This window comes from Poseidonibacter ostreae (genome assembly GCF_009208075.1).
Taxonomy (GTDB): Bacteria; Campylobacterota; Campylobacteria; order Campylobacterales; family Arcobacteraceae; genus Poseidonibacter; species Poseidonibacter ostreae.
On record NZ_WFKJ01000023.1, the window covers coordinates 25903 to 45051 of the forward strand.

The window sequence follows — 19149 nt, forward strand, 5'->3', positions numbered from 1 at the left end:
CAAAACTAAACATAAGATATTAAAAACATAAAATATTCTATCAAAGAAAGAGCACTTTCATGAGTGCATTGGTATAATATTAAAATTTCTAAGCAAAAAGGGAAACAAATGAGCGTAATAAAAGAACAAGATATAATAGATAGTATTGCTGACGCATGTCAATATATTTCATATTTTCACCCAGAAGATTTCGTAAAATCAATAGTGGAAGCTTATGAAAATGAACAATCTGAAGCTGCAAAAAATGCATTAGGACAAATTTTAATTAACTCAAAAATGTGTGCTTTAGGACATAGACCATTATGTCAAGATACAGGAAGTGTTAATATTTTTGTAAGAGTTGGTTTAAAAGCTGATTTAGAAATTACAAGAGAATTAGTAGATGTATTAAACGCTGGAGTTGCTAAAGGTTATACTAATCCAGATAATACATTAAGATACTCAGTTGTTTCTGATCCTGCAGGTGCAAGAACAAATACTAAAGATAATACTCCAGCTGTTATTCATGTAACTGTTGATAATTCTGATGAAATAGATATTACGGTTGCTGCTAAAGGTGGTGGGAGTGAAAACAAATCTAAATTTGCAGTATTAAATCCATCAGATTCAGTTTATGACTGGGTTATGGCAAATGTAAGAGAAATGGGTGCTGGTTGGTGTCCTCCTGGAATTTTAGGTATTGGTATTGGTGGAAACCCTGAAAAAGCAATGCTTCTTGCAAAAGAATCTTTAATGGGTCATGTTGATATTCATGAACTACAAGCAAGAGGTCCTCAAAATGCATTAGAAGAATTAAGATTAAGACTTTACACAGATATTAATAAAATTGGTATTGGAGCACAAGGACTTGGTGGTTTAACTACTGTTGTTGATGTTAAGATTTTAGATTACCCATGTCATGCTGCATCTTTACCTGTTGCTATGATTCCTAACTGTGCAGCTACAAGGCATATTCACTTTAAATTAAAAGGTGGTGAGGGAGCTGCTACATTTGCTAAGCCAGATTTAGATATTTGGCCAGATATTGAATTACCATTAGATTCTATTAAAAAAGTAAATATCGAAGATTTAACAAAAGAGAACTTATCTCAATTTAAATCAGGTGATACTTTATTATTAACTGGGAAAATTTTAACAGCACGTGATGCTGCTCATAAGAAAATTGTTGAGTACAAAAATGCTGGTAAGCCACTTCCAAATGGTGTAGATTTAAAAGATAGATTTATTTACTACGTTGGACCAGTTGATCCTGTTAGAGATGAAAAAGTAGGACCTGCGGGACCAACTACATCAACTAGAATGGATAAATTTACTAAAGATATGATGGAAATTGGAATCATGGGTATGATTGGTAAGGCTGAGAGAAAGCAACCAACTATTGATTTAATTAAAGAGTACAAATCTATGTACTTAATTGCAACAGGAGGTGCAGCGTATTTAATTTCTCAATCAATTAAAGATGCTAAAGTTCTTGCATTTGAAGAAATGGGAATGGAAGCTATTTATGAGTTTGATGTAGTTGATATGCCTGTTACTGTTGCAGTTGATACAGAGGGTGTTTCAATTCATACTACTGGTCCTGCTAAATGGAGATCAATTTAATTATAAAGGCTTATGCCTTTATAATTACTACTTAATCCTTACAAAACTACTTACTATAAAACTATCCTTAGAGTAAAAAACTATGTTTCATTTTTGACGTTAAGAAAAAATGATTAATGTTATATTTCATTATAAATAATAATACAGGAAAATTATAAATGTTATTAGAAGATTTAAAAGATTATTTAGGTTTCGCAGTTGCAGGAAACTTTGCAAATCACTTAGGTGAAGCTGGAGAAGCAGATGAATTTGATGTAATTAAAACTGAAGAAAAAAATGCACCAAAAGGAATGTTTCCTTTTTATATAAAAGGTCATGAAAGTTTTTTAGGAACTTACCCTATATGTGATGAAACTATTATAACTCACGGTAGAGAGGCTGAAAACTTACAAGTAGAAGCAGAAGTTGCTTTAATTTGTGACTTTGTATATGAAGATGGAAAATTCAAAGATATTATTCCTAAATATTTTTCAGCTTTCAATGATTGTTCAATTAGAATTCAAGATGGAAATAAGCTAAGTACAAAGAAAAACTGGGGGAATAATACAAAAGGTATTTCTCAAGAACTAATAGAAATTGATAATTTTACAGAAGATGGAATTTTAAGTAAATATCATATTGCTTCATTTATTAAAAGAGATGGAATTGTTCATGATTATGGAATGACATCATCTGTTAAATCATATTCTTACTTTTTTAATCAATTAAAAGAGTGGATGATAAATAAATTAAATTCACAAGAAGATTGTGGACCATTAGAAGAGTTAACACAATTTACAAAAAATGCAAAAGACGCAAAAGGTATTTTAATAGCAGCAGGCGCAACAGCATATGCAGAGTTTGGAAAAACTAACTATTTACAAAAAGGTGATGAAATCTTTGTTTATGTTTATGATGCACATTTTCACTCATTTGATGATATGTATAATGACATGTGTGGAATGGATACATTCTTAAGTAAATGCTCAAAACTACATCAAGTTGTAAAATAAAAACTTCGTATAAAAGGCTTAATTAGCCTTTTATACACTTTTATTTTTTGAATTAACTTCTAATACTTTATTTAAAGAATTAAACACTTTAATTGTTGACTTTTCTATTTCAAATGCTGTTTCTCTTAAAATAGCATTAGTAGTTCCAGCTGCATTTTCATCTAAATATTTCTGAATATTATTATGTACTAACTCATGAACATTTTTTAGTTCTTGCCATTGATTAGTGTTTACAAAGTTTCTTTTTTTATTCTCACATTCAATTATCCATTTTCCCATATTACAAGATTTACAATCTGTCACATTACAAGTTTTAAAGCTATCTAAAGTATCAAAATATTTTACTTTAAAATTAATATGATCATTTTTATAAGTAGATACTTCATTTCGTAAATCCATATCTTGAACCATATTTATATAAATATCTTCAATCTCTGATTGAGAAGTTAAATCTAATAACTTATCAGATAAAAGAGAAGCTTCTTTAGATAAGATATCAATATTAAGAGCTGTTGATGCATTTTCTTGTGTTTTTTGATCCAATAAATTAATACTGTTATTAATCTGTATAATTCCAAGTTCTTGTTCTTTTGAAAAACTTATTACATTAGCAATGATATCTTTTGTTTCGTTAACTTTATTAGTTAATACTCCATAACCATTAATCATATTATCAACAATTAATTTACCTTCATTTGATTCAATTTTTGCACTTTGAACTAAATCTTTTATTTCCTTTGCAGCATCTGAACTTCTATTTGCTAAATTCCTAACTTCTGCAGCAACAACTGCAAAACCTTTTCCAGCTTCACCTGCAGTTGCTGCTTCAACAGCTGCATTTAGTGAAAGAATATTTGTTTGAAAGGCAATTTTATCAATTACTGAAATAGCTTCATTAATAAGGGATACTTTATCATTAATATTATCCATAGATGTTACCGTTTGAATAGCAAAATTATTACCATCTTTTGATGCGGTATTTAGTTCATCGACAATTATTGACATTCTATTTATATTTTCATTATTATTTTTAATATTTGAAGTAATTTCTTCTAAAGAAGCAGCTGTTTCTTCCAAAGATGAAGCTTGTTCTTGAGCTGATTTTGATAACTTCTTTGAAGAAAAAGTTAAAGTTTGAGTACTTTTATTTAACAAACTACCTGCATTTGTAATCATTGCAATTAATTCAGAAGAGGATTGTCCTAATAATGTTGTGGATGTATATAAAGTACCAATATCCCCATACATACCTTTTAACTGCTTATCATCAAGCGAAAAAGTATACTTACTTCTTGTATAATTAGATAAAACTAAATTTATATTATCAATTTTTAGTTTAGTTCTATTTAACATTTTATTTATAATTACTCGTAATGATTCAACTTCATTAGTAGCACCTATCTTATGAATAGAATACGAAAAAAAGCCATTTGATACTTTTTCCATTACATCTGAAATTTCATTTACAACTTTTTTATCTTGTTCTATTATTTGTTCTATTTCATCAACTCTTTTTTTCATATTTAAATTCATAACAGCAAATTCATCTTTACCTTTTACTTCTTTAAGTTTAATACTCTCTTTTTCTCTTAAAGCATAAGCAAAGAACTCATTTAAGTTTTTCTGGAAGATATCCATAATATTTGAAATCCTCTTTGTCATAAACAACGCAGAAGCGAATACAAAAATAAAAATTGTAATAATTATAATAATATATTGTAAATAAACACTTTGGATTTTACTAATATTATTATCAATAATATCTAATAGTTTTAAATGAACATTCTTCTTTTCTTTTTTTAAAATAGTAATTCGTTTAGATGATAGATTTGTCCAATTAATTAAACTAACTCCATAGATTTCATTTTCTAATTTAGAAATTGCATTTATTGCAATATTGTCATCAATTTTAATGAGTGAATCAATTTCAAGTACACTTTTAGTTTTTCTATATTCTTCTATTTCGCTAATTTCAAATAAGTAACTATCAAAAACTCTTTGTATTTTCTTTAAAAGTTTTTTTTCTTCTTTTGTAATTCCTTTAATTCTTTTATATTTTTTAAGTACTCTTAAAAGATTTGTATGTTGTTGTTCAAATCTTTTTAAATATTTTTGATCATTCTTTAGTAGATAATTCTTAAAGTCATGTATTAAGCCTCCATATCCAGAAAGCTCTTTTATTGTTGATAATAAAGAGTTTTTTTCATCTTTTTGGAATATCAATTTTCTTATTTCTTTTACGCCATTACAAGTAGTACATTTTTTAAGTTGTAAGAAATTATTCATACTATTATTCTTTAAAATTTTTTGATAAGTTTTTTGTTCAATTACAAAAGAACTTAATAACAAAGATTCCGAATTTGAGATTTTCCCTTTTTCTAAAATCTCTTCTAATAGTAATTTTTCATGAAATGAACTTTCTATTATTTTGGATAAAAAGATATATACTTCCGCATAGTTTGAAATAATTCCATCATTTGAAACTAAAATAAGATTTTCTAAAAAAGAATTTAATAGTTCAACTTCATTTGAATAAAATCTTGTAATTTCATCTTTACTTGTAGATTGTTTATGTATTTTAATTCTAAAATCAGCTAATTCTTTCATATTCTTTTTGTGCATATTAATACTTTTATTCAATCGTTCACTTAATAAATCTGAATTGAAATTGAGTAAAAAATTTTCAAATTTTTCTATACTAATATTAGTTTTATTATTTTGGGAATTTAGCTCATTAATATATTTATTGCCATAACTGCTAATATATTTAAGTGCAAAATATCGTTCTTCTTGTAAGCTTGAAATAAGATTACTTGCTTGAAATGACAATTGAATAAAATCATTAGTTTTATTCATTTTTTCTTGTTCATAATATTTATCAACAAATATTGAAAGTGACAAAAATATAATACTTAAAATTGGAAGAACTAGTATTAAAAGGATTTTATTTCTTAATTTTATATTATTCACATCTACTCCAGAATCTTTTTTACAATATTAATGAAAAAGTTTTAAATTAAAATAAGAATTATTTTCTTGTAACCTGACTGTAACTTACGAGTTATTTATACATTATTTATTTATTTAATATTATAATAAGAATTTTTAAATATAATCTCAAAAATTATTAAAGGACATATATGTTAAAAGAGTTTAAAGAATTCCTTATTAAAGGGAATATGGTAGATATGGCAGTAGGATTTATTTTTGGAGCAGCTTTTGCTACATTAATTAAATCACTTGTTGCAAATGTGATTATGCCACCAGTTGGTCTATTATTAGGTAATGTTGATTTCTCTCAACTATTTATTGCACTTGATGGTAAAACATATGAAACAATGGCTAAATTAACTGAAGCTGGAGCTCCAGCTATTAAACTTGGTTTATTTATGAACGATACAATTTCATTTGTGATTTTAGGGTTTGTAATGTTTATGTTTATTAAATCTTACAATAAAATGCAAAAGAAGGAAGAAGAAGTTCCAGCAGAGCCAACTACAAAAGTTTGTGGTGATTGTGCAATGGAAATTCCAATTGCTGCTAAAAAATGTGCTCACTGTGGGAACACAGAAGTATAAAAATTAATTAAAAGGCTTTGTGCCTTTTAATTTTTCTTTTTTTAATATTATAAATCTACTAAAGCTTTAAATGTAGCTCCACATCTTCCAATATTTTCAACATTTACATGTGACTTTTCATCTAATCTTCCATCTTCTAAATATTGATGTTTAATTTCTAAAATAATTGGAGTTGTAACACCTGGAATATCTACAGTACTATAGTATTCACATAATAATGCACTTTGAGATGAACTAATCATTGGTGGATATTCTTCCATGATTTCATTTACATCAATTTCAAACTTTTCAATTTCGCTGATTTCTTTTCCTAAAGGTATTGCACACTTTTTTACTTGCTCAGCATTATCTTTATTTACAAAACAAATAGTAGCTTTCTTATTTTTTAGAATATTTGCTAAAGTATCTTTTGGAACACCCTCTTCTTTTTCACCAATTGCCACAATAATCAAAGCAGGATTTGTAGAAATTGGAATGAAATATGAAAAAGGAGCTGCATTTAAAACACCCTCATCTTCAGTAACAATCCAAGCAATAGGTCTTGGAATAACAGTATCTGACATTATTTTGTATCTGTTTAAATCATTAATATCTTTGTAGTCTAAAATCATTTATTTCCCTTGTATTTATTTTAAAGTGCTATATTTTAAATTCTTGCTCTACTTCTTTTGCAATAAGTTCACCTTTTAATGTCAAAATTCCATCAGTAAGAAACTCTTCACTTTTTAATTTTTTAAGTAGTTTTTTACCCTCTTTTAATGTAAAAAGTTGAGTATTTTCTAAAGTTGAAACAACATCCATTAATGTTTCATCATCTTTTTTCTTTAATATTGCAAGTAATAATATTTTTTCGTTTATATCCATTTTAATATCCTAGTATAATAATAGGCAAAAATAATGAATCCTACGCCTAATAGAATAGTAATTATAGCAAGGGAAGTTAAACTTGCCATTAATCCTATAAATAAGGTAGTTACAATACAAGAAATCATAAAAAACATATCATTATAAGATATAACTCGACCTAAATATTTCTCTTCACATTTATCTTGAAGTAAGGCATATGTAAAAGACCAAAGTACAGTTGTAAAAAGTCCTACAAAAAATAAAGAAATAAGTGAAATATAAAAATTAAATTGAGTTAATCCCCATATCATTATCATAATTCCTTGAAGAACTAATAAATAATGTAAGTTATTCTTATTAACATATTTTGAGATAAAAAATGGTCCTATCATTAAAGCTATTGCTCTTGTAGCATTTGATATTCCAATTGCAAGTGGTACTGAGATTACATACTTATATTCACTTTTAGCTAAAAGCGTAATCAAAGTATCGAAAGAAGTTAATCCAACACTAGCATGTAGAATTATCAAATGCATGATTATTTTATTCTCTTTTATATATAAAAAGCCATCTTTAATTAAAGTAAATATTTTATCCTTAACAATACTTGGTCTTACAACAAAATCAATTCTATAAAAGGCTATAAATGCTAAAAGAAAGAATAAAGAATCCACTATAAATGCAGCTTTTATTCCTATATAATTTACTATTAGTGCACTTACAGCCATTCCTGCAGCATAACAAAATGACCAAATAATAGAGTGTATTTCATTAGCTTTTTGTAAGGCCTCACCTTTTAAAAGTTTTGCTAAAAGTGACATTTCCGTTGAGAAAAATATAGAAGCAGCACTCATTCTAATAAATATAAATATCATTAAAAGCCATACTTGACTTTGGTTTTCAATTGTTAAAAAAAGTAAAGTCATTATAAATTCTACAACTAATAAAGAAAGCATTAAAGGTTTGATTTTAAATCTATCTATAATAGCTCCTGAAAAAGGAGCTATTAAAACAGCAGGTAAAAAGTGCATAGCTGTAACTGTTGCTATTGCTAATTCAGAAGAACCAAAATCTACAAGCATTGTATAAATCGCAACATTTGAAAACCATGCTCCAAAATATGCGATAAATTGAACTAGTGATAAATCACGAATTATTTTATGTTCAGTAAATAACTTACGATAATTCAATTTCTAATAAAACCTCTTGGAACATTGCAGAAAAAGATTCTTCATCAGCTTTATTTGGTGTTAAATAGTTTGTTTTTTTATTTCCAGTATAAAAAAATGCACACTGCTCTTTTATATCTTCGCTTATCATTACAGTAAAAACAGCCTCTCCATAAGGTGAAGTAATTTTTACATTATCTTCATTTTTAAAGCCACTTGATGGATGTAAATATACATGATTATCAATTGTAAATTGAGAATTTAAAGAGTTTTTACTCTTTCCTGTAATCAGATAAAAATTTGAAGAAGTTTTATTTTTATATAAAGGTTCAATATCTAACTCTTCAATAAACTCAAATGTTTCAAACTCTTCGTGAACTACATTTGTATTTTTATAATAATCTATTATTTCATTTTCTGATTTTAAACTTTTAAATCCAAACTTTTCTATTAAATATGTAGCTAGTTTATATTCACTTATTGTATTTTCAAGTGCTGGCTCAACTATTTCAGAAAATGCTTTATATTCATGTCCATAAGATAGTCTTACATCTCTTTTAGAGAGAAAAGAAGAAGAAGGAATAACTAAATCTGCATATTCACAAGTGTCATTATATGTTGTTGTAAAACAAACCACAAAGCTATTTTTTAAACCCTCAATTACACTTTTAGTATTTGGAGCTGAAACTACAGGATTTCCACCTTGAATAAATACTAAATCATAAGAAGAAAAATCAACTTCAGCCACTGAGACTTTTTTATTTTTCCCTGCAATTTTCACTTGGTTTTCATATCCATAGCCAGAGTCACTTAAGTACCAAACACCACCTGAATCTTTTTTATGAACGCCAAGATATGCAGCAAAGGAATCAATACATCTCAAAATTTGAGCTCCCTCAAAATACTTTTGTACTCCAAGGCCTACAACAATTGATACTTTTTTATTCTCAACTAATTCTAAAAGCTCATTTACTTGAGATAAAGGTATTCCTGTAGTTGCTTCATAAGAAACAACTGGACGATTTCTAGTAATATCAAAAAACCACTCAGAACCCTCAGTATACTCTTCTAAAAACTCTTCATCTTCCATATCTTGCATGTGTGTAAATCTTGTAAGTAATAATGCCAATTCATAATCAGTTTTAGGATTAATCTGCATATGTATTTTAGATTTTTTAGCAATATCAGTTTTTATAGGATCTATTGTAATAAATGTTTTATCTTTTACAAGATTATACATATGTGAAGAAGTTACAGAAAAGTTTCTACCCCAAACAATAATAATATCTGAGTCAATAAGCTTTTCAATAGGAGGGTTAACTACAGCAGTTCTTCCCTGTTCAATTCCAAGTCCACCCCCACCATCACATAAACTTCCTTTAGTTAATACAGAACCATATTGAGTAAAAAAGTTTTTTGTTGAGTTTTGTAAAACTCCTAAGTTTCCACTACCTGTATAAAACAAAGTATTTGAAGAATCTGCTTCTTTTAATTTTTCACTCAATATTTCTAAAGACTCATCTAGAGAAATTTCTTTATTATCAAAAATCGGATTTTTTAGATTATCTTCTTTTAATAACTGTGCGAAGTTTACACATAGTTTCCCACTAGTTACTATATTATCTTTTGAACCTTTAATGTTATTATCAACAACTTCAGCTTGACAAGCATCGTAACAGTCCATAGGACATGCTACTTTTTTATTTGAATTCAATTTTCACCAATCTAGAAAATACTTTCACATTTGGTACTAAAAGTTGTACTTTATATGAAGAGATATGTTGAGTATCTGCAATATTGTAAATTTTATTAATTTTTACATCACTTTTTTTACCATCAAGATAAACAGCTTTTTCTTTTAAGCCTGTAACTTCTTGTATAGGTACAAATATCTCTAATTTAGCTTTTGATAAATCTTTTGATTCATAAAGTAAAGTACCAGGATTTACATAATCCCCCTCTTTTACAGAAATCATAGAGATATAATTTGATTTTTCAATTAATTTTTTATTTTTAATAGTATCTTTTAGATTCTCAATTTTAATAATCATATCAGCTTTTGAAGATTGTAAATTGATTATTTTTAGTTTTTGTGTATCTTTTTCAAAAGCTGATTTTGAAGAAACTTTTTTTAACCTATTATAATTATTAGTTTCAATTTTAATCATTTCATTAATAAATTTTAATTTACTTCTTGATTGTTGTAACTCCATTTGGTTAACTTTTGAATCTAATTGAATTATTGTTGAGTTATTTGCTTTTAACCCTTCCATTTTGCTATTTGAAAAAACAACTTTTCCAGCAACTGCTGCTTTAACTTTATAACTTTCTACTGGCTCTAATTTTGCATAATATTCTGCTGCAAATAAGCTGTTAATTAATATAAAACAAAATATAACTATTTTCATCTAATTTATCCTTATAATTTCAATTCTTTTATTTTTATAATAATATCTTTTTTTAGTAATTTAATATCATCATTTTTTTCTATTTTAAAAATTAATTCATCCAAAGAAGAATCAATTTTTATGTAAACTACTAAAAGTTTTAATAATTCATCTTTATTTTTTGACTTTTTGATTTTCTTTAATAAAGATGTTTCATCAAGTTTATTTTTATTCTTGTATTTTATAGCATATAAATATAAACCCAATATTAATAATCCGACAAAAAGACCTAAGAAGAAAAATATTATTCTATCTTTAGTAGAAACTTTTTCTATTACTTTTACTACTTCTTTTTCTTTAATTTCGATATTAAGCTTTTGTATTAATTCAGGCTTTTTTACAATACTTGTATTTAAAAGTTTAATATCTATTGCATCGCTTTGTTTTAAAACTACCTCACCTAATTCTTTATCAAAGTATTCTAAATTTATTTTAGGAATTGTCATAGATTTATTTGGAATAATAGAAAATACTTTTGTATATATACCTTGATACTTATTCTCTTTGTATTCAGCTTTTACGATAGGTTTATTTTCATAAACTGTAGCATTTTTTAAATCAAGTTTTATATCACCTATATCGTCAATATTTCCATATCCTCTAATTTCTAGTTTAAAAGATATTGCCTCACCTTGATTGATTTGCCTTTTATCACTTTTAGCTTTTATATCAAACTTACCAATTAAGTTTATATTCGAAGGTAACTCTTTTACATTAAATTCTAAGTCATTTGAATAAATTTTTACACTTGATGTTGCATTTGAAAAGAAAGAAAAAGAGTTATTTGCTTCTATTATCTGAGCATTGATTTTTAAAGGGTTTATTTTAATAATACCACTTTTTAATGGGAATAATAAAAATTTTAATTCTTGGATAACAAACTCACCCTCTTCGTACTGTTTTGAACTATCCAATTGCTTATACCAAAAATTTTCAAAGTTAGGTTTTTCAAAAGATAAATCTACTATATTTGCATTTTTTTTATATTTAAAAATCAAAGTTAAAATAAAGTTTTCATTTACATATAACTCTTTGACATCCGCTTTTAATGATAAATCAAAATCTGATGAAATCGTTTTTTCTGCATTTTTTAAGCTTATACTTCTCTGTTTTGAAAAATACTCTTTTTTATCAACAATAAATTTTAAAGCAGGAAATATAAAATCTTTTGTAGGGTACATAGAATAAATTTTTTTTACTTTTTTTGTAATTTGATTATTTATAATATTTGTTGAAGTTGAACTAGATACTTCTTGAATAGAAGATAAAGAAGTATTTTTAAAATCAGGAAAAGATACATCTTTTCCTGTGATTTCAATTGTAAAGAATAATGCTTCACCTCGTACAACATCTTTTGGAATACTAAGCTGCACATTTGAAAATAATGAAACTAAAAAAATGCTTGATAGAATAAAGTATTTAATTAAAAACATGGCTAAAAGTTTAAAGTTCCCTCAATTGCAAAGTTTGCTTTTGAATCAAGTTCAGCATGAGATAATACAGCAACTTGTAAACCAAACTTTTCATAAATTTCTGATACTCGTTTTCTTAAAACAGGATCTACAACCATAGTAACTTTTGAGAAACCTTTTACTTCAATTTCATCTAATAACTCTTTTGTTTTTGTAACTAGGTTATTAATCTCTGCAATTGATAACATTAATTGAGAAACACCATGTTGTTCTTGTAACTTCCCAATAAACTGTTGTTCTAATTCAGGCTTTATTGTAATAATATGTAAAACACCATCGTTATCTTTGAACTTTTCAGTAATTAACCTAAATAATTTAGACCTAACATGCTCAAGTAAAATATCAGGTGCTTTTGTAAATTCAGCAATATCAGCAATTGCTTCAATTATTGTAAGCATATCAACAATAGGTATTTTTTCATGTAATAAGTCTTTTGATACTTTTAATAAAGCTCCATAAGAAGTAACCTTCATAGCCTCTTCAATTACAATAGGAAAATCTTTTTTAAGTCTATCAATAATATCTACAATATCTTGTCTTGTAATAATATCTTCTGCATGCTTTTTAATTATTTCAGAAATATGTGTTGAGATAATTGTAGGAGCGTCAACAACAGTAAAGCCTTTCATTAATGCTTCTTCTTTTAATTCAGGTTTTATCCATGTAGCTTCTAAATTAAACACAGGCTCTTTTACTTTTAGTCCTTGAAGTTTCTCATTTCCTAATCCACCCATAGCAAGTAGTTTTTCAATCTCAACTTTTCCACTAACTAATGGTATTCGTTTTAAAAATAATCTATATTCATTAGGTGCTAATGTTGCATCATCTGAAATTCTGATTTGTGGAATTACAAAACCTAATTCCGTTGCAATTGTCTTTCTAATTGCTTTAATTTTATCAAGTAATTCAGAATTACCTTGAACTAATTGTAAAAGTCTAATACCTAGTTTTAACTCTAATACTTCAAGCTTCATAATAGTTTCTAGTGACTGTTCTTCATTAGGAACAGCTGCTTGTTTTTTTCTATCTTTTAATGTATCAACATTTTCATCAACTTTTGGTTTGGCAGATTCTGGTTTGAAAAACCTAGTAATTGTATTGTCTTTTTCATCATTAATCATTCCAATTGTATAACCAATAAATACTAATAGTAATCCCATTACTACTAATATACCAGTTGGGAAGCCTGGAATTAATGAAAATAAAACCATCCCAATACCAACTAAGATAAGAGATTTACTATCTTTAATTAATTGATTAATAGATTGATTTGCAAATTTTTCTTCATCCATATTCGAACGAGTAATAATAATAGCTGTTGCAGTTGATAAAATAAGTGCAGGAATTTGAGCTACTAATCCATCACCAATTGTTAAAATTGTATATATCTCACCACTTTGAGCTACTGTCATATCATGTTGAAATAATCCAATTAGTAAACCACCAACTAAGTTTACTAAAGTAATAATGATACCAGCAACAGCATCACCTTTTACAAACTTAGATGACCCATCCATAGCTCCATAAAAGTTTGCTTCAGAAATTAATTCTTTTCTTCTTATTTGAGCTTGTTTATCATCTATAAACCCAGCATTTAAATCAGCATCAATTGCCATTTGCTTACCAGGCATTGAATCTAATGTAAATCTAGCAGTTACCTCTGCAACTCTTGTAGCACCTTTTGTTACAACCATAAAGTTAATAAGTACAAGAATAATAAATATGATTACACCAATAACCATATTTCCGCCAACAACAAAATCTCCAAAGGCTGAAATTATGGAACTTACAGCATCAGGACCATTATGACCTTCACTTAAAATAGACCTGGTAGTTGCAATATTTAAAGAAAGCCTAAAAAGTGCTAAGATTAATATAATAGTAGGAAAAGTAGTAAGATCCGCAGGCTTTTGTATATATAAAGAGATAAGTAATATAAGTAATGATAAAGATAAAGAGATTATTAGAAAAAAATCTAAAACCCCTTTAGATAAAGGAACAATAATAATTGTTAATATTGCTACAAATAATGCAACAACAAATAAATCTTTACTAAATATCTTTCTTATGTTCATATACTATTTTTATTTAACTATTTTAAAAAATTTACTAATGATAATTCATTTGTTTTTTGAATTGTTGAATATAATGCAGTATAAGTTAACTCTAAATTTTTAGATTCAATAGCAACTTCTGCTAAATCTACTGCACCAATTTCTTGAGATAAAATATTATACTGCGTTAATTTTGCACTTACTCTTTCTAGTGAAAGTTCAAACATTTTATTTTTAGCTCCCAATTCAGAATGCGATACATTTAAAGCATCATAAGCTTCAGAAAAGTTTCCTTGATTTTCTGCTAATAAAGCACTAGCTTCTTCATCTGTTAAACTATTCCCTGTACTATCAACTTTATTTAATGTATTAGTTAAAGTATCTAGTAAATCAAAAATACTAGATCTTGCTTCAAACTTAGTTCCATCATCTGTTCCAATATCATCAATTTGATAAGTTGGAGGAGTTAATTCATCATTAGATGAAATAAATTTTGTATCGATTGTATTTCCAGACTCGTCAAATTTCTGAATACTATCTAAAACTTCTGGCACAGCAGGCACAGCAGGATTCCCACCACTAGCAGGAATTTCAGGAATTGCCTCAGAACCAGGAACAAATTCCCAGATTGAGCCATCTTCATCAATTATAGTATCACTTTCTTTGAAATTAAAAGTTTCTCCTACATATGCAGTACTTGAAGGATAAGTCATCACATCATAACCATTAATACCACGTTCTCTATAAGAACCATCATCTACAGCAATTTTTCTTGAAATATTATCACCTTGATATGATATTTTTCCCGAGCTATCTTCAGTAAATGGTTTTATTGAAGAATCTGAACCTGAAAATAGATATTCTCCTTCAACCTGTGTATTAGCTAAATCTAAAAGATTTTCTTTAATACCTGCAATATTAAGTGCAATTGATTTTCTACCCTCATCACTTGTTGTATCTGTACTTGCTTTTATTAATTCTGTTTTAGCTAATTCAAATAATTTCTTCATCTCTCCAACTGTAGAATCTGAAACATTATTTTGTGCAGTAGTTCTCTCAATTTGAGTTTTTAGACCTTCATAAGTTCTTATTCTATCATCAACAAATATTTCTCTTGAATAAGTTGAAGCATCTTCACTTCCATTATCAATCTTTTTTCCTGTAGCCATTTGATACGATATTCTTGTTTGTTCTGCGTTTAAATTAGATAATCTAAATAATGTTTGTTCTGTTTGATTAATCATTGTAAAACCTTTCTAAACATTGATACAATTTCATTGAAATTGTATTTTTTATCAGTTCCTTGAACTAAAAACTCTCGTATTAGTTCTTTTTTCGCCATTGCATTGTCTAGTTCTGGATCCATACCTTGTTTATATGCACCAACACGAACTAAAACTTCATTCTCTTTTATTAAAGATAATACTCTTTTTAACTTTAAAAAGTCATTATAATGCTGTTTATCAACTACTTTATCCATTACCCTTGAAGCAGATTTAAGTAAGTTAATTGGAGGATAAAAACCTTGTTCTGTTAATTCTCTTGTTAAAACAATATGCCCGTCTAAAATAGATCTACTTTGATCTGCTATTGGGTCATTCATATCATCACCATCAACTAATACAGTAAAAAATGCTGTAATTGAACCTTTTTTATTATTTCCAGCTCTTTCCATTAATTGAGGAAGTAATGAAAATACAGAAGGTGGATAACCACGGCTAACAGGAGGTTCTCCTGTACTTAAGCCAATCTCTCTTTGAGCCATTGCGAATCTTGTAACTGAATCCATCATAAGTAAAACATCATGACCTTTATCCCTAAAAAATTCAGCAACAGCCATAGCGGTAAAAGCACCATATTTTCTCATCAATGCTGATTCATCAGAAGTTGCTGCAATTATTACAGTATTCTCTAAATTATTATCTAGATTATAATGAATGAATTCAGGAATTTCTCTTCCTCTTTCCCCAATTAAAGCAACAACTTTAATCTGAGCTTCACAACCTTTTACAATCATTCCCATAAGTGTTGATTTCCCAACACCAGAACCTGCAAATATTCCTACTTTTTGACCTTTTCCAGATGTTAACATTGAGTCAATTGATTTAACACCAGTAGAAAATCTCTCTTCAATTATTCCACGTTCTAAAGGAGGCATTGAAAGTTTATTAATTGCTGAACTCTCTTCTAAATCTCGAATCTTTCCGGCATCATCAATTGGTTCACCTAATGCATTTACAACCCGTCCTAAAAGACCATATCCACACTTTACAGACAAGCCTTCTTTTTGTAAATAAACCTTATCATAAATTCTGAACCCTTCAATAAAAGAGAAAGGAACAATAGTAAAAGTCTCATTTGAAATTGATGCAACCATACCTAAAACAGTTGATGAATGTTGAACAGATTCTATTTTAACTATATCACCAACAGCAACTTCTAAACCAGTTGCTGTTATTGTAGTTGTTGAAATATTTTTAATTCTTCCAAATGCAATTGAGAGATTTGTAGAGTCGATATTATTGATAAAGTTTTCAATATCCATTACATCTCATCGCACATTTTTTTATATAAACTATCTTTTGTATCTTTTACTTCTTTACATTTTAGTAAGTATTCATCTTTTTTTATATTATTTCCTGTTGTATCATAAAGTTTTAAAATATCATAATAAATTTTAGCTTCATCATTTGGCTTTAATCTTCTAGTATTCTCTTTTGCTTCTAATAAATAATCTATAGATTCTTGTAAATTATTTCCATCTTTTGATAATTTAGATAATTCCATTTCAACAAAAGGAGAATAAATATTTGCTTTTAATTCTTTTTGCTTCAAATACAATCTATTTAAAATCTCATTTGCTCTTTTCATGTCATCTTTTTTAAGCAAATACAAATAATAATCGTAAAAAAAGTCTACAATTACTGGATTATTTTTATTTAATTCAATAAAATCTAAATTTTTATTAGTATAAGAAAAGAACTTGTCTAAAGATAAACTATCACCTTTTGATTTAAGTATTTGATACCTATATAAAAACTCTTTAATTAAAACATCTCTATTATCTACCATTTCTACTTTTGCTGAATAATCTAAAGAGTCCTCAATTAGATTTAAAGAGTATGCCATTCGCTCTAAGTATAAATATATGTTAGGATCCCTACTTGTATTAAAAATATTTTTCACTTGTAAATATGCTTTCTCATAAGGCACTTCAATTAAACATTCAAAAAATTGAAACTTTATCGTTTCATCTTCAATCAACTTTTCTAAAGTTTCACTTCTTGAACTTTTTAATGCTTTATTTAATTCAAAACATTTTTCAGAACTTAAAAACTCTTTTATCATCTCAATATTAACTTCATCAAATATTGAATCGATTGTATCATATCCAAATCTCTTTGCTATTTGATTTGATATCTTTTTATAGATTTTTTTAGATTTCAAAATAAGTTTGTATTTCTTATCTTGCTTATCATTTATTAACTCTTGTAATAAAGCTTTTTGCTGCATTGCTTCAGAAGATTGGTATTTAGCTGCAATAACAGCTGGTTTAATTCTTCCTTGTCTCATTAAAATTTCATCAATAAACATTTTAGATTTTGTAGCATACGAACCTTGTGCATAATCATTAATAATATCTTTATATAACTCTTTTGCTTTTTCTAAGTAAAAGTTAGTTCTATCATACATAAGCATATATGTATTTGCTAATTTGTATTTAAAATCTTCAATTGATTCTTCTTTTGTAGTTTTATTTAATAACTCTTTTAATATTTCAGCTGCATGTTCAGGCATATTTGATTTAATTAATTTAGTTACTTTTTCATTTGCTAAATAAGAATCATTTGCATAATATTCTATATTATTTTTTAAAACATTTGATATCAACTTATTTGCTTTTTCAAAATTATCATTTGCTATATATACATCAAAAAGTTCATTAGCTACTACTGTTGCGACAAGTTGGTCATTTGTTTTTGCTAAAATTGAATATAAAATTTTAATAGCTTTAGGATAAGATCTTTGATATTTATAAACTTTTGCAAGTTGAATTTTTCCATATGTTTTAGTAAGTTCATCATCAAAATTATTTATAATAATTTGTGCAAAATACTTTGCATCTTTAGTTTTATTAACTTTTAATTTTAATTCAACCAATAACATATATGCTTTTGCTAAATCAAATTGATTAATTGAAGACGAATTAATAGCATTTTCTAGTAAAGTAGCAGCTTCTAATGAATACCTTTTTGATTTCTTTTTTAAAGATAATTCAGAGTATAAAATAGTTAAATCTGAATCCAATACATTAATTTTATTTTTTTCTTTGTAATCTTTGATTAAACTATAAGCTTCATCAATTTTACCATCACGTGCAAGAAGTTTTGCATTTTCTATTATATCAAATCCATCTCGAATAGTCTGTTTTCTCTTTTCTGAAATCTGCGCTCCACTAGAGTTTATAAAACTATAATAAAAATCTTTTTTTGCATAAACAAGATTTAATAAAATAAATAAAAGTATTATAATTTTCAAACTTTACCTTTTCTTTTTTAATTCATATACATAAGAAAATATCTCTGCTAATGCTTTATAAAATTCACTTGGAATTTGCTGTTCTAATTCAATTTGGTCATGCAAAGCTCTTGCTAATGCAGGATTTTCAATAATTGGAATATCATTCTCTTTTGCTACATTTTTTATCTTTACTGCAATAAAATCAATTCCTTTTGCAATCATTTTAGGTGCAGAATCAACTTCTTTGTCATATTTTAAAGCTATTGCGTAATGTGTCGGGTTTGTAATAACAACATCAGCATCAGGAACATTTGCCATCATTCTTTTTCTTGACATTTCCATCTGAATTCTTCTAATTCGACCTTTTACTTGTGGATCTCCATCCATATTTTTAAATTCATCTTTAATATCTTGTTTACTCATTCGTAGAGATTTCATATAATAATGTCGAGTAAAATAAAAATCCAT

The 19149-nt window shown here is 26.9% G+C and carries 15 protein-coding genes; 3 read left to right on the forward strand and 12 right to left on the reverse strand.

The genetic code is table 11. The annotated features are described in order from the left end of the window. Positions 1 to 108: 108 nt before the first annotated feature. Complete coding sequence (locus GBG18_RS08635; RefSeq protein ID WP_152190239.1) at positions 109 to 1602, forward strand: fumarate hydratase; 1494 nt, start codon at positions 109 to 111, stop codon at positions 1600 to 1602. 158 nt (positions 1603 to 1760) lie between these two features. After that, entirely contained in the window at positions 1761 to 2594 is an 834-nt protein-coding gene (locus GBG18_RS08640) for a DUF5718 family protein (RefSeq protein WP_152190241.1), read from the forward strand. A gap of 30 nt (positions 2595 to 2624) precedes the next feature. Here GBG18_RS08640 and GBG18_RS15830 read toward each other — a convergent pair whose 3' ends face one another. Beyond that, positions 2625 to 5564: a methyl-accepting chemotaxis protein gene (locus GBG18_RS15830; protein WP_152190243.1), complete on the reverse strand. Its 2940-nt coding sequence runs from the start codon at positions 5562 to 5564 to the stop codon at positions 2625 to 2627. A gap of 170 nt (positions 5565 to 5734) precedes the next feature. Between GBG18_RS15830 and mscL the strand changes: the two genes are divergently transcribed. Next, positions 5735 to 6172 carry a large conductance mechanosensitive channel protein MscL gene (mscL, locus tag GBG18_RS08650; protein WP_152190244.1) on the forward strand — a complete coding sequence of 146 codons (438 nt, stop codon included), beginning with the start codon at positions 5735 to 5737 and terminating at the stop codon, positions 6170 to 6172. A gap of 47 nt (positions 6173 to 6219) precedes the next feature. Here the strand turns inward: mscL and GBG18_RS08655 are convergent, their stop codons facing one another. The 11 genes from GBG18_RS08655 to GBG18_RS08705 form a co-directional block, all read right to left on the reverse strand. Then, a complete protein-coding gene (locus GBG18_RS08655) occupies positions 6220 to 6783 on the reverse strand; it encodes a flavin reductase family protein (protein WP_152190246.1) in 564 nt (187 codons plus the stop codon). A 28-nt stretch (positions 6784 to 6811) separates the two neighbouring features. Further along, entirely contained in the window at positions 6812 to 7036 is a 225-nt protein-coding gene (locus GBG18_RS08660; protein ID WP_152190248.1) for a hypothetical protein, read from the reverse strand. Further along, positions 7027 to 8208 (reverse strand): MFS transporter, encoded by a 1182-nt coding sequence (locus tag GBG18_RS08665; RefSeq protein WP_152190250.1) that lies wholly within the window; start codon positions 8206 to 8208, stop codon positions 7027 to 7029. Before GBG18_RS08665 ends, GBG18_RS08660 begins: the two co-directional genes overlap by 10 nt. Beyond that, a complete protein-coding gene (locus GBG18_RS08670) occupies positions 8195 to 9901 on the reverse strand; it encodes a molybdopterin-dependent oxidoreductase (RefSeq protein ID WP_152190252.1) in 1707 nt (568 codons plus the stop codon). The genes GBG18_RS08665 and GBG18_RS08670 overlap by 14 nt, the downstream gene beginning before the upstream one ends. Beyond that, a complete protein-coding gene (locus GBG18_RS08675; RefSeq protein WP_152190254.1) occupies positions 9888 to 10595 on the reverse strand; it encodes an efflux RND transporter periplasmic adaptor subunit in 708 nt (235 codons plus the stop codon). Before GBG18_RS08675 ends, GBG18_RS08670 begins: the two co-directional genes overlap by 14 nt. An 11-nt stretch (positions 10596 to 10606) precedes the next feature. Continuing rightward, positions 10607 to 12067: a BatD family protein gene (locus GBG18_RS08680; protein ID WP_152190256.1), complete on the reverse strand. Its 1461-nt coding sequence runs from the start codon at positions 12065 to 12067 to the stop codon at positions 10607 to 10609. A gap of 2 nt (positions 12068 to 12069) precedes the next feature. After that, a complete protein-coding gene (gene flhA / locus GBG18_RS08685; RefSeq protein ID WP_152190258.1) occupies positions 12070 to 14181 on the reverse strand; it encodes a flagellar biosynthesis protein FlhA in 2112 nt (703 codons plus the stop codon). 17 nt (positions 14182 to 14198) lie between these two features. After that, entirely contained in the window at positions 14199 to 15404 is a 1206-nt protein-coding gene (gene flgL, locus GBG18_RS08690) for a flagellar hook-associated protein FlgL (RefSeq protein WP_152190259.1), read from the reverse strand. Next, positions 15401 to 16705 carry a flagellar protein export ATPase FliI gene (gene fliI / locus GBG18_RS08695; RefSeq protein ID WP_152190261.1) on the reverse strand — a complete coding sequence of 435 codons (1305 nt, stop codon included), beginning with the start codon at positions 16703 to 16705 and terminating at the stop codon, positions 15401 to 15403. The genes flgL and fliI overlap by 4 nt, the downstream gene beginning before the upstream one ends. Further along, a complete protein-coding gene (locus tag GBG18_RS08700) occupies positions 16705 to 18699 on the reverse strand; it encodes a hypothetical protein (RefSeq protein ID WP_152190263.1) in 1995 nt (664 codons plus the stop codon). Before GBG18_RS08700 ends, fliI begins: the two co-directional genes overlap by 1 nt. A gap of 3 nt (positions 18700 to 18702) precedes the next feature. Beyond that, on the reverse strand, positions 18703 to 19149 hold a 447-nt coding region (locus GBG18_RS08705; protein ID WP_193311104.1), incomplete at its 5' end, for an EscU/YscU/HrcU family type III secretion system export apparatus switch protein.

Excerpts from the sequence above, each read along its gene's own strand:
- GBG18_RS08635 (WP_152190239.1), top strand. The coding sequence starts at position 109 with ATGAGCGTAATAAAAGAACAAGATATAATAGATAGTATTGCTGACGCA.
- GBG18_RS08640 (WP_152190241.1), top strand. The coding sequence starts at position 1,761 with ATGTTATTAGAAGATTTAAAAGATTATTTAGGTTTCGCAGTTGCAGGA.
- mscL (WP_152190244.1), top strand. The coding sequence starts at position 5,735 with ATGTTAAAAGAGTTTAAAGAATTCCTTATTAAAGGGAATATGGTAGAT.
- GBG18_RS08655 (WP_152190246.1), bottom strand. The coding sequence starts at position 6,783 with ATGATTTTAGACTACAAAGATATTAATGATTTAAACAGATACAAAATA.
- GBG18_RS08660 (WP_152190248.1), bottom strand. The coding sequence starts at position 7,036 with ATGGATATAAACGAAAAAATATTATTACTTGCAATATTAAAGAAAAAA.
- GBG18_RS08675 (WP_152190254.1), bottom strand. The coding sequence starts at position 10,595 with ATGAAAATAGTTATATTTTGTTTTATATTAATTAACAGCTTATTTGCA.
- GBG18_RS08680 (WP_152190256.1), bottom strand. The coding sequence starts at position 12,067 with ATGTTTTTAATTAAATACTTTATTCTATCAAGCATTTTTTTAGTTTCA.
- flhA (WP_152190258.1), bottom strand. The coding sequence starts at position 14,181 with ATGAACATAAGAAAGATATTTAGTAAAGATTTATTTGTTGTTGCATTA.
- flgL (WP_152190259.1), bottom strand. The coding sequence starts at position 15,404 with ATGATTAATCAAACAGAACAAACATTATTTAGATTATCTAATTTAAAC.
- fliI (WP_152190261.1), bottom strand. The coding sequence starts at position 16,705 with ATGGATATTGAAAACTTTATCAATAATATCGACTCTACAAATCTCTCA.